The 13,052-nt window shown below is 71.9% G+C and carries 10 protein-coding genes; 3 read left to right on the top strand and 7 right to left on the bottom strand.

Annotated elements, in window-relative coordinates; translation table 11 throughout:
• Window positions 1–24 precede the first annotated feature (24 nt).
• The gene (locus F4562_RS05015) at window positions 25–1,056 is read left to right on the top strand and encodes a GNAT family N-acetyltransferase (protein WP_184548192.1); all 1,032 of its coding nucleotides are present in this window, start codon (window positions 25–27) and stop codon (window positions 1,054–1,056) included.
• A gap of 97 nt (window positions 1,057–1,153) precedes the next feature.
• Here F4562_RS05015 and pgl read toward each other — a convergent pair whose 3' ends face one another.
• The 6 genes from pgl to tkt are packed head-to-tail and all read right to left on the bottom strand — an operon-like array spanning window position 1,154 to window position 9,431.
• On the bottom strand, window positions 1,154–1,927 hold the full coding sequence (gene pgl, locus F4562_RS05010; RefSeq protein ID WP_184548194.1) for a 6-phosphogluconolactonase: 774 nt from the start codon (window positions 1,925–1,927) through the stop codon (window positions 1,154–1,156).
• A 59-nt stretch (window positions 1,928–1,986) separates the two neighbouring features.
• Window positions 1,987–2,898, bottom strand: a complete 912-nt coding sequence (locus F4562_RS05005) for a glucose-6-phosphate dehydrogenase assembly protein OpcA (RefSeq protein ID WP_184548196.1) — start codon at window positions 2,896–2,898, stop codon at window positions 1,987–1,989.
• Entirely contained in the window at window positions 2,899–4,632 is a 1,734-nt protein-coding gene (zwf, locus tag F4562_RS05000) for a glucose-6-phosphate dehydrogenase (protein WP_246473352.1), read from the bottom strand.
• Between the two features lie 23 nt (window positions 4,633–4,655).
• Complete coding sequence (locus tag F4562_RS04995) at window positions 4,656–6,284, bottom strand: phosphoglucose isomerase-related protein (RefSeq protein ID WP_184548198.1); 1,629 nt, start codon at window positions 6,282–6,284, stop codon at window positions 4,656–4,658.
• 7 nt (window positions 6,285–6,291) lie between these two features.
• The gene (tal, locus tag F4562_RS04990) at window positions 6,292–7,395 is read right to left on the bottom strand and encodes a transaldolase (protein WP_184548200.1); all 1,104 of its coding nucleotides are present in this window, start codon (window positions 7,393–7,395) and stop codon (window positions 6,292–6,294) included.
• Between the two features lie 2 nt (window positions 7,396–7,397).
• Window positions 7,398–9,431, bottom strand: a complete 2,034-nt coding sequence (gene tkt, locus F4562_RS04985; RefSeq protein ID WP_246473775.1) for a transketolase — start codon at window positions 9,429–9,431, stop codon at window positions 7,398–7,400.
• 384 nt (window positions 9,432–9,815) lie between these two features.
• On the opposite strand from tkt, the gene F4562_RS04980 reads away from it, so the two are divergent.
• Both F4562_RS04980 and F4562_RS04975 read left to right on the top strand, forming a co-directional pair.
• Window positions 9,816–10,769: a heme o synthase gene (locus tag F4562_RS04980; protein ID WP_184548204.1), complete on the top strand. Its 954-nt coding sequence runs from the start codon at window positions 9,816–9,818 to the stop codon at window positions 10,767–10,769.
• 259 nt (window positions 10,770–11,028) lie between these two features.
• Entirely contained in the window at window positions 11,029–12,183 is a 1,155-nt protein-coding gene (locus F4562_RS04975) for a PrsW family intramembrane metalloprotease (RefSeq protein ID WP_184548206.1), read from the top strand.
• Between the two features lie 132 nt (window positions 12,184–12,315).
• Here F4562_RS04975 and F4562_RS04970 read toward each other — a convergent pair whose 3' ends face one another.
• Window positions 12,316–12,996 carry a SanA/YdcF family protein gene (locus F4562_RS04970; protein ID WP_184548208.1) on the bottom strand — a complete coding sequence of 227 codons (681 nt, stop codon included), beginning with the start codon at window positions 12,994–12,996 and terminating at the stop codon, window positions 12,316–12,318.
• Window positions 12,997–13,052: the final 56 nt, after the last annotated feature.

Here is a 13,052-nt window from a genome sequence, read left to right as displayed (position 1 = left end):
TGCCCTGACAAAGGGAGCATTCTGATGGGGTTTCTGAGGATCCGCACGACCGTCGACGAACGACCGGGGCGTCTGGCCTCGCTGGCCGCCGCTCTCGCGGCCAAGGGCGGCAATATCCTGGGGCTGAGCGTGCAGACCGACGCCGACGGCACCGTGGACGAGTTCGTCGCCGACATCCCCGCGGGGGCGGACGCGGTGCGCGAGGCGCTGGAGGAGGCGGGCGGCCGGCGGGTCCAGGTGGTCACCGCCACCGCCCACGAGCTCACCGACGAGCCCACCCGGGTGCTCCTGCTGGCCTCGCGGCTGCGGACGGCACCCTGGCGCCTGCCCGAGCTCCTGGCGGAGCTGTTGCGCGCAGACGACGCCCGCTGGGTCTACGGTTCCGAGATGAGCGACCTGCCAGACCCGACGCTGCTGACCGTGCCCGTGGCCCCGCGCCGCTCGATCAGGCTCCGCCGCGCCGAACTCCCCTTCACCCTGACCGAGGCCGCCCGCGCCGCCGCCTTCGTCCGGCTGGCGCAGCCGCCCGCCGACCAGCCCGGCACCGACCGCGACGTCACGCTCGCCGACGGCGCCGAGGTCCAGATCCGGCCGCTCACCCCGCTCTACCGCGAGGCCGTCCGCGACCTGCACGACCGCTGCTCGCCCGAGGCCCGCAGGTTCCGCTACTTCACCTCGATGCCGGTGCTCCCGCCCAAGGTCTTCGACCGGCTCTGCGACCGAGCCCGCGGCCACTCCGTCGTCGCCGGGCACGACGGCCAGGTGGTGGCCCTGGCCAACCTGATGTTCACCCCGGACCCCGGCATCGCCGAGATCGCCTTCCTGGTCGAAGACCGCTGGCAGGGCAGGGGACTGGGGACCGCGCTGGCCCGCCTCCTCGTGCACGAGGCCCGCGACCTGGGATTCGCCGAGGTCAGAGCCACCCTGCTCTCCGACAACGTGCGTATGCGCAGGCTCCTGGTGTCGCTCGGCGCGACCCTGAGCTACACCGAGGACCCCGGCGTGGTGGAAGCCAGGCTGGCCGTGGGCGTGATGGCGACGGCATCCCCGAGCTGAACCATCACGTGGCCTTCCCGCTCCGGTGCGGCTCAGGGGCACCGGAGCGGGAAGGCCGCATCTCCGCGTCTTCCTTTTCGGGGGCAGGCGCGGCAGGTCAGGGGGAGGAGATCCGCCCCAGCGAGGAAGGGATCTTCGAGGCGGCGGCCCGGTCGAGGAGGAAGAACGTCCGCCGGCGGCCCCGGGCCCCGGCGGCGGGAACCTGCATGGGCCCGGAGTCGGACAGGGCCAGGCGGACCGCGCCGGCCTTCTCCTCCCCGGCGGCGACCACCCACACCTCGTTGGCACCCTGGATGACCGGGAACGACAGCGAGATCCGGGTGGGCGGGGGCTTGGGAGAGCCGTGCACCGCCATCGCCGGGCGGGTGTCGTACAGGGCCGGGTGCTCGGGGAAGAGCGAGGCGACGTGCCCGTCCGGGCCCATGCCGAGCATCAGCAGGTCGAACGCGGGGGCGGGCCCGTGGTCCTCCGGGCGGGCGGCGCGGCGCAGCTCCTCGGCGTACGCCTCCGCCGACTCCTCGGCGGTCATGCCCGAGTCGGGGCCGCGCATCACGTGGACCCGCGCGGGGTCGACGTCGACGTGGTCCAGCAGCGCCTTGCGGGCCCCGGTCTCGTTGCGCTCGGAGTCGCCGGCCGGCAGGAAACGCTCATCGCCCCACCAGATGTCCAGGTTGCGCCAGTCGATGGCGTCCCGCGCCGGGGACGCGGCGATCTCCGCCAGGGTGGCGATGCCGACGCTGCCGCCGGTCAGCACCAGATGGGCCGAGCCCTTGGCGGACTGGGCGTCGACGATGCGGACGATCACCCGCGCGGCGACGGCCTTGGCGAGCATGTCGGCGTCGCGATGAATGATCACAGTGGGAACGCTCACGGAACTTCTCTTTCACCAGAAAGGGAGCGCCCCGCGGCGTGCCGCGGGGCGCTCGCAGATCACGACCCTTGGGTCCGGGCGAGCCGCCGGATCGCGGACTCATAGGTCTCGTCCGGATCCAGCCGCCGCAGCTCCTCGGCGAGCAGCTCCGAGGTCGGGCGCCGGACCAGTGCGACGTGGCGGTCCGGCTGGCCGGGACGCGACAGCGTCGCCAGGCGGCCGTCACCCCGGGTGATGGTGATGTCGCCCCTGTCCGTCGTCAGCCTGACCGCGGTCAGGCCCGGCCCGGCGGACTCGGTCACCTTCGTCGGGGCGCCCAGGCGCTCACCCAGCCAGGCCGCCAGCAGCATGGCGCTGGCGTGGCCGGGAGCGGCCTCGACCGTGCCGCTCTCGACCCTGCCCACCGGCTGGTCGAACGCAGCGGCCAGCAGGCTCCGCCACGTCGTCAGCCGGGTCCAGGCCAGATCGGTGTCACCGGGCACGTAACCACCGGCCCGGCCCACGATCGCGGTGACCGAGTCGGTCTCGGCGCGCGCGTCGACGATGCGCCGCTGGGCGAGCACGCCGATCGGGTCCTTCGCCGGGACCTCCGGGCACTCGCCCGGCCACCAGACCACCACCGGGGTGTCGGTGAGCAGCAGCGGGCTGACCACCGAGTCGGCGTGCCTGGTCAGCTCCCCGTACAGGCGCAGCAGTATCACCTCGCCCGGGGTGGACTCGCCGAGCCGCATCTCGGCGTCGAGCCGGTTGGGCTCCGCCGGGTCGCGGGCGATGACCACCAGGATCCGGGAGGGGTGCTCCCGGGCCGCCTCGGTGGCGGCCCGCACCGCGTCGTACTGGTTGCTCTCGTTGCAGATCACCACGAGGGTCAGCACCATGCCGACCGCCGGGGTGCCCATCTGGTGCCGCAGCTGGGTGAGCTGGGAAGAGATCTTCGAGGCGGTCGTGCCGCTGAGCATGAAGCTCGTCATCTACAACCTCCTCCACGCGCGCCCGTCGCGGGCCATCAGCTCGTCGGCGGACCTGGGACCCCACGTGCCCGCCGGATACTCCTCCGGCGGACCCTGGGAGGCCCAGAACTCCTCGATCGGGTCGAGGATCTTCCAGGACAGCTCGACCTCCCGCTGGTGCGGGAAGAGCGGCGGGTCGCCGATCAGCACGTCCAGCAGCAGCCGCTCGTAGGCCTCGGGGGAGGACTCCATGAACGACTCGCCGTAGGCGAAGTCCATCGAGACGTCCCGGACCTCCATGGCGGTACCGGGCACCTTGGAACCGAACCGCACCGTGATGCCCTCATCCGGCTGAACCCGGATGACCAGGGCGTTCTGCCCCAGGATCTCGGTGTCGTCCTTGCTGAACGGCAGGTGCGGCGCCCGCTGGAACATCACCGCGACCTCGGTCACCCGGCGGCCGAGCCGCTTGCCGGTGCGCAGGTAGAACGGCACCCCCGCCCAGCGGCGGTTGGCGATCTCCAGCTTGATGGCCGCGTACGTCTCGGTGATGGAGTCGGGCGGGATGCCCTCCTCGTCGGTGTAGCCCACCACCGGAACGCCGCCCTGCCAGCCCGGCCCGTACCGCCCGCGGGCGGTGATCAGCGACAGGTCGGACGGCAGCCGGACCGCCTTGAGGACCTTCTCCTTCTCCCTGCGCAGCGAGTCGGCCTCGAAGGACGTCGGGTCCTCCATGCCGACCAGCGCGAGCAGCTGCAGCAGGTGGTTCTGGATCACGTCGCGGGCCGCGCCGATGCCGTCGTAGTAACCCGCCCGGCCGCCGATGCCGATGTCCTCGGCCATGGTGATCTGGACGTGGTCGACGTAACCCCGGTTCCAGATCGGCTCGAACAGGTTGTTGGCGAACCGCAGCGCCAGGATGTTCTGGACGGTCTCCTTGCCCAGGTAGTGGTCGATGCGGAACACCGAGCTCTCCGGGAAGACCGCGCTGGTGATCGCGTTCAGCTCGCGGGCGCTCTGCAGGTCGTGCCCGAACGGCTTCTCGATCACCACCCGGCGCCACGAGCCGGCCGGACCGTGCGCCAGGTCGGTCCGCTTCAGCTGCTCCACCACGACCGGGAAGAACTTCGGCGGCACCGACAGGTAGAACCCGTAGTTGCCGCCGGTGCCCCGGGTCTCGTCGATCTCCTTGAGCATCATGGCCAGCGCGTCGAACGCGCCGTCGTCGGTGAACTCACCCGGGCAGAAGAAGATGCCCTCCGACAGCTGCTTCCAGACCTCCTCGCGGAACGGCGTCCGCGCGTGCTCCTTGACGGCGTCATGGGTGAGCTGCGCGAAGTCCTGGTCCTGCCAGTCGCGGCGGGCGAAGCCGACCAGGGAGAAACCCGGGGGCAGCAGCCCCCGGTTCGCCAGGTCGTAGATCGCCGGCAGCAGTTTCTTGCGCGCCAGGTCACCGGTCACGCCGAACAGCACCAGCACGCACGGCCCCGCCACACGCGGCAGGCGCTTGTCGCGCGGGTCGCGCAGCGGGTTGGCCGCCACCACCTCGTCGGTGATGCCGGCGATCGCGGCCGAGGTGGCGGTGGTGGCCGTGCTCGGGGTCTCCTCCGCCGCGGCACCCGCGGAACCCGTGGCCTCCTCGTGCTCGGTCACCGCGGCCGTCGTCTCCTCGACCGCGGCGTCCGCGGCCCGCTCGGCCTCGGTCACCGCGGCCGTCGTCTCCTCGGCCCGCGCCTTGGAGCGCTGCTTGCTCATTCTTCAGACCTCCCGCGGCCCATTCAGACCTCCCGTGCGGCCTCGAGGAGCCGCGCGACACCGGCCGCCCGGTCGGTCAGGTGGAGCCGCACGATGGGACGCCCGCGGCCGGCCAGCGCGCCCTGGTCGCCCAGAGCCTGGGCGAGTTGCAGACGGCCCAGGGTGTACGGCTTTCCGGGGACCTCGATGTCCGTCTCGACGGCCCCGGTGATCTGCAGGAACACCCCGTCCTGCGGGCCGCCCTTGTGGTACTGGCCGGTGGAGTGCAGGAAGCGCGGCCCCCAGCCGAAGGTCACCGGCCGGTCGGTGCGGATCGCGAGCAGCCCCCGCAGGGTGGCCGGGTCGGCCGCGCTCCACGCCTCGGTCATCTCGTCGAACGAGGCGCCCTCGGCGGTGGGGACGTCGAACGCCCCCTCCCGGTCGAGGTAGGCCATCACCGCGAGGTAACCGCGCTCCGGGATCGCCTCCAGCAGCTGGGTCAGCACACCGGACAGGTCCTTGGGCGTCTGCCCGCCGGGCAGCTCGCCGTAGACCTCGACCGGGCCGTCGACCAGGATCGGCGTGCCGACCGGCAGCTCCGGCCGGTCGAGCAGGGCTCCGGTGTTCTCCTTGGACTCGGCCACGTTCGGCTGGTTGAACGGGTCGATGCCGAGGACGCGGCCGGCGATGGCGGTGGCGTACTCCCAAAGGAGGAACTGCGCGCCGAGCGGGCCGTGGACCGCCACCGCGCCGTCGGTGTCGATCCCGGCGATCAGCTCGTCGTCGGTGTCGTTCGGGTCGGCGCCGACGATGGGCAGGATGCCCTTGCCTGACTTGCCGGTGGACTCGGCGATCAGCTGCTCGATCCAGTCGGGCAGGCCGTTGATCTCCGAGAGGCCGTCCTCCAGCACCAGCTTGTCACGCCCGGCCAGCGCGGCGGCGCCCAGGGCGGCGCCGAGGTCGAGACCGGGGTTGCCCTCCGCCCGCGCCAGCAGGGGGAGCACCTCGGCCGCGTCGTCGAGCAACCGTGCCACGTCGGCACCGGCCAGCGCGCTGGGCACCAGGCCGAAGGCCGACAGAGCGCTGTAGCGGCCGCCCACGTCGGGGTCGGCCAGGAACACCTGGTAGCCCGCCTCCCTGGCGGCCTGCTCCAGCGGGGAACCCGGGTCGGTGACGACGACGATCCGGCTCGCCGGGTCGATCCCGGCGGCGCGGAACGCCTGCTCGTAGATCCGGCGGTGGCTGTCGGTCTCGACCGTGCCGCCGCTCTTGCTGGCGACCACCACGATCGTGCTCTCCAGCCGGTCTTCCAGCGCGCGGCCCACCTGGACCGGGTCGGTGGTGTCGAGGACGGTCAACGGCACGTCGGCGGTGGTCGTGATGACCTCGGGGGCGAGGGAGGAGCCGCCCATGCCGGCCAGGACCACGTGGTCCAGGCCCTCGGCGCGGGCCCGCGCGACCAACTCGCCGATCTCACCGAGCAGTGCCCTGCTGGTGGTCGGCAGGGTCAGCCAGCCCAGCCGGACGGCGGCCTCCTGCTGGGCCTGCGGGCCCCACAGCGTCGGGTCGCCGCCCGCCAGGGCCTGCGGGACCCCCTCGGCGGCGAGCCGCCGGGCGGTCTCCGCCGCCTGCTCGGCCAGTCTCTCGTCGCCGAACGTCACGGACACTGACATGTGCGCCTCACGCCTTCTTCAGCTCGGCGGTGACGGTGGACAGCAGCTCGGACCAGGAGGCCTCGAACTTCTCCACACCGTCCTCCTCCAGGGACGTCACGACGTCGTCGTAGTCGATGCCGGCCTCCTTGAGCGCGGCCATGGTGTTCCACGCCTGCTCGTAGAAGGGACGGATCGTGTCGCCGTCGATCCTGCCGTGGTCGGCCGCCGCGCCGAGGGTCTTCTCGGGCATCGTGTTGACCGTGCCCGAGGTGACCAGGTCGTCGACGTAGAGGGTGTCGGGGTAGTCGGGGTTCTTGGTGCCGGTGGAGGCCCACAGCGGACGCTGCGGACGGGCACCCGCCCCGGCCAGCGCCTGCCAGCGCGGGGAGGCGACGACCTCCTCGAAGGCGGCGAAGGCCAGGCGCGCGTTGGCGACCGCGGCCTTGCCCTTGAGCGCCAGCGCCTCGGGGGTGCCGATCTTGTCCAGGCGCTTGTCGATCTCGGTGTCGACCCGGCTGACGAAGAACGAGGCCACCGACTCGATGCCGGACAGGTCCAGCCCCTTCTCCCTGGCCTGCTCCAGGCCGGTCAGCCAGGCGTCCATGACGGCCCGGTACCGCTCCAGGGAGAAGATCAACGTGACGTTGACGCTGATCCCCTCGGAGATCGCCTGGGTGATCGCCGGCAGGCCCTCGACCGTGGCCGGGATCTTGATGAACAGGTTCGGCCGGTCGACCAGCCACCACAGCGCGCGCGCCTCGGCGACGGTCTTCTCGGTCTCCCGCGCCAGGCGCGGGTCGACCTCGATCGAGACCCTGCCGTCCACGCCGCCGGTGGCGTCGTAGACCGGCCTCAGCACGTCGGCGGCCCAACGGATGTCGTAGGTGGTGATGGCGCGCACCGCCTCCTCGACGTCGACGCCGCGGACCTTCAGGTCGTGGAGCTGGGTCTGGTAGGCGTCGCCCTTGCTCAGCGCGGAGGCGAAGATCGTCGGGTTGGAGGTGACGCCGACCACCTGCTTGTCGCGGATCAGCGACTCCAGGTTGCCGGTGCGCAGGCGCTCGCGGCTGATGTCGTCCAGCCAGATGGAGACGCCCTGTCCGGAGAGCTTCTTCAGAATCTCACTCATGATCAGTTTCCCGTCGTCTCGCCCTTGTCGGCCCCGGTCCGGGCGAGGCTCGCCTTGGCGGCGGCGGCCACACGCTCGGCGGTCAGCCCGAACTGCTCGTAGAGGGTCTTGTAGGGGGCGGAGGCACCGAAGTGCTCCAGGCTCACCACTTCCCCTTCATCTCCCACGAACTCCCGCCAGCCCAGGGCGATTCCCGCCTCCACCGCCACGCGCGCCCGCACCGCGGACGGCAGCACGGTCTGCTTGTACGCGGAGTCCTGGGCCCGGAACCACTCCACGCACGGCATCGACACCACCCGCGCCGGGATGCCCTCGGCCTCCAGGATCTCCCGGGCCCCGACGGCGAGCTCGACCTCGGAGCCGGTGCCGATCAGGACCACCGCCGGCTGGCCGGTGGAGGCATCCTGGAGGACGTAGCCGCCCTTGGCGACCTTCTCGGCGTCGCCGGTGCCCTCGTAGACGGGCAGGTTCTGCCGGGTCAGGGCCAGCCCGGCCGGGCGGTCGCCGTGCTCCAGCACGACCTGCCAGGCGGCGGCGGTCTCGTTGGCGTCGGCCGGGCGAACGATGTCCAGGCCCGGGATGGCGCGCAGTGCCCACAGGTGCTCGACGGGCTGGTGCGTCGGGCCGTCCTCGCCCAGGCCGATCGAGTCGTGCGTCCACACGTAGATGACCGGCAGCTTCATCAGCGCGGCGAGCCGCACCGACGGGCGCATGTAGTCGCTGAAGACCAGGAACGTGCCGCCGTAGGGGCGGGTGCCGCCGTGCAGCGCGATGCCGTTGAGGATCGCCCCCATGCCGTGCTCGCGGATGCCGAAGTGCAGCGTACGGCCGTAGGGGCCGCCCGGGAACGCCTTGGTCTGGTACTCCTCGGGGATGAAGGACGGCTCGCCCTTCATCGTGGTGTTGTTGGACTCGGCCAGGTCGGCCGAGCCGCCCCACAACTCCGGAAGGACCGGCGCCAGGCCGTTGAGCACCTCGCCGGAGGCCTTGCGGGTGGCCACGGAGGTGCCGACCTCGAAGGTCGGCAGCGCCTCGGTCCAGCCCGCCGGCAGGCGCCGCGCGGAGATGCGGTCGAACTCCGCGGCACGCTCGGGGTTGGCCTCGCGCCAGTTCGCGAAAAGCTTGTCCCAGTCGGCGCGGGCGGCCCGGCCGCGCTCGACGACCTCGCGGGCGTGCTCCAGGACCTTGGCCGGGACGTCGAAGCTCTTGTCCGGGTCCATGCCCAGGATCCGCTTGGTCGCGGCGACCTCGTCGGCGCCCAGCGCCGAGCCGTGGATCTTGCCGGTGTTCTGCTTGTTGGGGGCGGGCCAGCCGATGATGGTGCGCAGCCGGATGAACGACGGCCTGCCGGTCTCGGCGCGGGCCGCCTCCAGAGCGCGGTGCAGCGCCTCGACGTCCTCGACGTAGTCGCCCGTCTGCGTCCAGTCGACGGTCTGGGTGTGCCAGCCGTACGCCTCGTAGCGCGCGACGACGTCCTCGCTCAGCGCGATCTGGGTGTCGTCCTCGATCGAGATGTGGTTGCTGTCGAAGATGACGACGAGGTTGCCCAGCTTCTGGTGGCCGGCGATGGCGCTGACCTCGTGGCTGATACCCTCCTCGATGTCGCCCTCGGAGGCGATGCACCAGATGGTGTGGTCGAACGGGCTGTTCCCCGGGGCGGCGTCCGGGTCGAACAGGCCGCGCTCACGGCGGGCGGCGATGGCCATGCCGACCGCGTTGCCGATGCCCTGGCCGAGCGGGCCGGTCGTGGTCTCCACGCCGACGGTGTGGCCGTGCTCGGGGTGGCCGGGGGTGAGACTGTCCCACTGGCGCAGAGACTTCAGGTCGTCCAGGCTCAGCCCGTAGCCCGACAGGTAGAGCTGGATGTAAAGGGTCAGGCTGGAGTGACCGGCCGACAGGACGAACCGGTCACGGCCCGCCCAGGAGGGGTCTGCCGGGTCGTGCCGCATCACCTGCTGGAACAGCAGGTACGCGGCCGGCGCCAGGCTCATCGCGGTGCCGGGGTGGCCCGAACCCGCCTTCTCTACCGCGTCCATGGCCAGGGCCCGTACGACGTCGACCGCCTGGCGGTCCAGGTCGTTCCATTCAAGGGCTGGCACGAGTTCACTGCTCAAGTGCTCGATCTCCGGATCTCTGTCGTGTGCTGGTGGCGCCGGTCTGGTATTTCCCGCCCACACCGGACCCTAACGGTTCAGCCTCGTCACCGTGGCGCGGACCGGACCGGGGCGAGCCCGCGAGAGCCGTGAGCAGCGCCGACACCCCCCTCGCGGGGGTCGCGTGGCGCGGCTCCCGCACCCCATGCCGGGACCGGCCACCTCAGCAACTACAGTGAGTCCTCAAGGCTGGCTGGTGCCCGCATTCACGGATCCGCTCTAATCAGAGGTTACGCGTTGACCCCGCACGTGCTGGAAGCGCCTTAGATGGTGCTCATCGACAAGCAATCGACGGCCCCGGTCGAGGCCGGCGTGGCGCCCGACGCCGCGCCGCGCTCCCTCGGCGACGTCGTGAAGGCATACGTCGCCCTCACCAAGCCGCGGATCATCGAGCTGCTGCTGATCACGACGCTGCCGGTGATGTTCCTCGCGGCCAAGGGCCTGCCGCCGCTGTGGCTCGCGGTCAGCACCCTGGTGTTCGGCACCCTGTCGGCCGGCAGCGCCAACGCGCTGAACTGCTACATCGACCGCGACATCGACGCCGCGATGCGCCGCACCCGGCGACGCCCGCTGGCCAGGCACCTGGTCCCGCCGCGCAACGCGCTGATCTTCGGGATCGTGCTCGGGATCCTGTCGACTCTTGGCCTGGGCTTGACGGTTAATTGGCTCGCGGCGGGCCTGTCGCTGGCCGCGAACCTGTTCTACGTGCTCGTCTACTCGATGATCCTCAAGCGGCGCACCCCGCAGAACGTGGTCTGGGGCGGCATCGCGGGCTGCATGCCGGTGCTCATCGGCTGGGCGGGTGTCACCGGCGACCTCGCCTGGGCCCCCGTGGTGCTCTTCGGCGTGGTGTTCTTCTGGACCCCGCCGCATACCTGGACCCTCGCCATGCGCTACCGGGAGGACTACGCCGCGGCGAAGGTCCCCATGCTCCCGGTCGTGGCCACCGAGCGCCGGGTGGTGCTGGAGAGCATCGTCTACACCTGGGCCACGGTGCTCTGCTCCCTGCTGCTGTGGCCGATCGCCGGGACCACCCTGCTCTACCCGGTGGTCGCCGCGGTCCTCGGCGCCGCCTGCCTGTGGGAGGTCCACCGCCTCCTCGGGCGGGTCAACGCCGGCAAGACCGGTGTGGACCTGCGCCCGATGCGCTTCTTCCACTGGTCCAACGCCTACCTGGCGCTGCTGTTCCTGGCCGTGGCCATCGACTCGATGCTGGTCTGAGCGGGCCGCGTCCCATTGTGCGAGGGAGGGCCCGAGAGCCCTCCTGCGGGCACCACCGGAGCCCCCGCGACTCAGGTCGCGGGGGCTCCGCCGTGCGTGGCCCCCTCCGCCACCCGGACCGGGAACACAGCCGGGACGCGACCGGGAACACAGCCGGTGCACGGCTCCCGGCGGGTCTTCGCCGGGCGCCTCCCGGCCGGTCGCGGCCCGACCCGGGGGCGGGGAGGACAGGTCGTGGTTGATCGGTTACGGTTGCCACATGGCGAGCCGCGACCCCCGATGGGTGTTCAAGGACCGCCCGTCGGTCGGGTTGATCGTGGGGCTGGTCGTGACCGGGGTGTGTGCCCTGGTGTCGTTCTCCTTCGACGTGCTGAACGGCGACCCGGTCTACTTCTTCATCGCCCTGGCCCTGGCGCTGGCCCCGGTCCCGGTGCTCATGGCGGCCGTGCTGGCGCTCGACCGGATGGAACCCGAGCCGCGCAGCAACCTGATCTTCGCGTTCGCCTGGGGTGCGGGCGTGGCGGTCCTGGTGGCCGGGGTGATCAACTCCTTCAACCTGCTCTACATCGAGAACGCCGCCGGGCTCGCCTACGACAACGCGCGCAACCTCACCGCCACGTTCGGCGCCCCGGTGGTCGAGGAGACGATGAAGGGCCTGGTCCTGCTGGGCCTGCTCAGGTTCAAGCGGGCCGAGCTCGACGGGCCGACCGACGGCGTCATCTACGCCAGCATGGTCGGCCTGGGCTTCGGCATGAGCGAGAACGTCAGTTACTACGTCGCCGCCCTCGACGACATGGGTGCGCAGGGCCTGGCGGTCACCGTCGTGCTGCGGGGGATCCTCTCGCCGTTCGCGCACCCGCTGTTCACCTCCATGATCGGTGTCGCGGTGGCCTACGCGGCGCAGCGCCACGGATCGGGCCGGGTCGCCGTGATCGCCGCCGGATGGGTCGGCGCGATGCTGCTGCACGGGATCTGGAACGGCTTCGCCTCCTACGTCGGCTTCGCGGGCCTGGCCGTCGCGTACCTGCTGCTGATGGTCGTGTTGTTCGTGCTGGTCTGGATCGTCTTCCGCGACCGCAAGCGCATCGTCGGGTTGATCCAGAACTACCTGCCCGCCTACGAGCAGACCGGGCTGGTCGGCCCGCAGGACGTCGTGATGCTCTCCTCGCTGCCCGGCCGGCGGGCGGCCCGGCAGTGGGCCAGGACACACGGGGGCGGCGCGGGGCTGCGGGCGATGACCGACTACCAGCTGGCCGCGACCGAGCTGGGCCTGCTCCACGAGCGGGCCAGGGGCCGGGTGATCGACGAGCGCACGTTCGACGAGGAGCAGCGGGCCCTGCTGGAGTGCATGGCCGGAGCCCGCGCGCACTTCCCCGTGCCGCCGCCTCCGGCCGGGAGCGCCTACCCGCGGTGACGAGCCTCCCCGGCGTCGTCGGACGACACCGTCCGGGCGCCGCCGGGGAGGCGCCGCCAGGGAGGCGCCTCGGACGGCACCCCGGGCGAGGTCGTCCGGCGGCCGTCTCCAGGGCGGTTCGTCCGGCGGCGTTCACTCCGGTCGCAGCGCGTCCTCCAGCGCGGTCTCGCGCGGCCCGGGGAAGACGGGCGCCGAACTGAGCACCACGGAGTCCAGGAGCCCCTTGGCCGAGGCGAAGAACTCGCGGGCGGCCAGGGCGTAGGTGGTCGCCCACCGCTTGGCGGAGTCGTCGCCCACGCCGAAGGCGTCGATCCCCGCCGTGCGGCACAGGGTGACCGCCCTGGGCAGGTGGAAGACCTGGGTGACCACGGTGGCCCTGGTGGCGCCGAACACGGTGCGGGCCCGCACGCACGAGTCCCAGGTGTCGAAACCCGCGTAGTCGAGGACGAGCGCTTTGGCCGGTATGCCCCGCGCCACCAGGTAGTCGCGCATCACGGTCGGCTCGTCATAGTCCTTGCGGCTGTTGTCGCCGGACAGCAGGATCGCCCTGACCTTGCCCGCCCGGTAGAGCCTGGCGGACAGGTCCAGCCGGCTGGCCAGCATGGGGGAGGGCGTGCCCCCGGGGGCGCCCGCGCCGAGCACCAGCGCCACCGGGGCCTCGGGGACGTCCTCCAGCCAGCCGGGGGAGGAGTCGGCGACCGCCCGGTGCCCGGAGCTGGTCAGCCAGGCCCAGGTCATCGGGCTGAGGCCCAGGACGCTCAGCAGCACGGCGGCCAGGTAGGAGCGCCTGAGAACGGTGCGTGACAGCGGCATACGATCATTGTCCCGTCCGGCGGGACCGGGGCCGTGTGGAGCCCCGGTGCTCCGGC

Source organism: Streptosporangium becharense (assembly GCF_014204985.1).
Classification (GTDB): Bacteria; Actinomycetota; Actinomycetes; order Streptosporangiales; family Streptosporangiaceae; genus Streptosporangium; species Streptosporangium becharense.
Note: the sequence above shows the minus strand (reverse complement) of the source record. Positions and strands in the feature narration are given on the sequence as shown.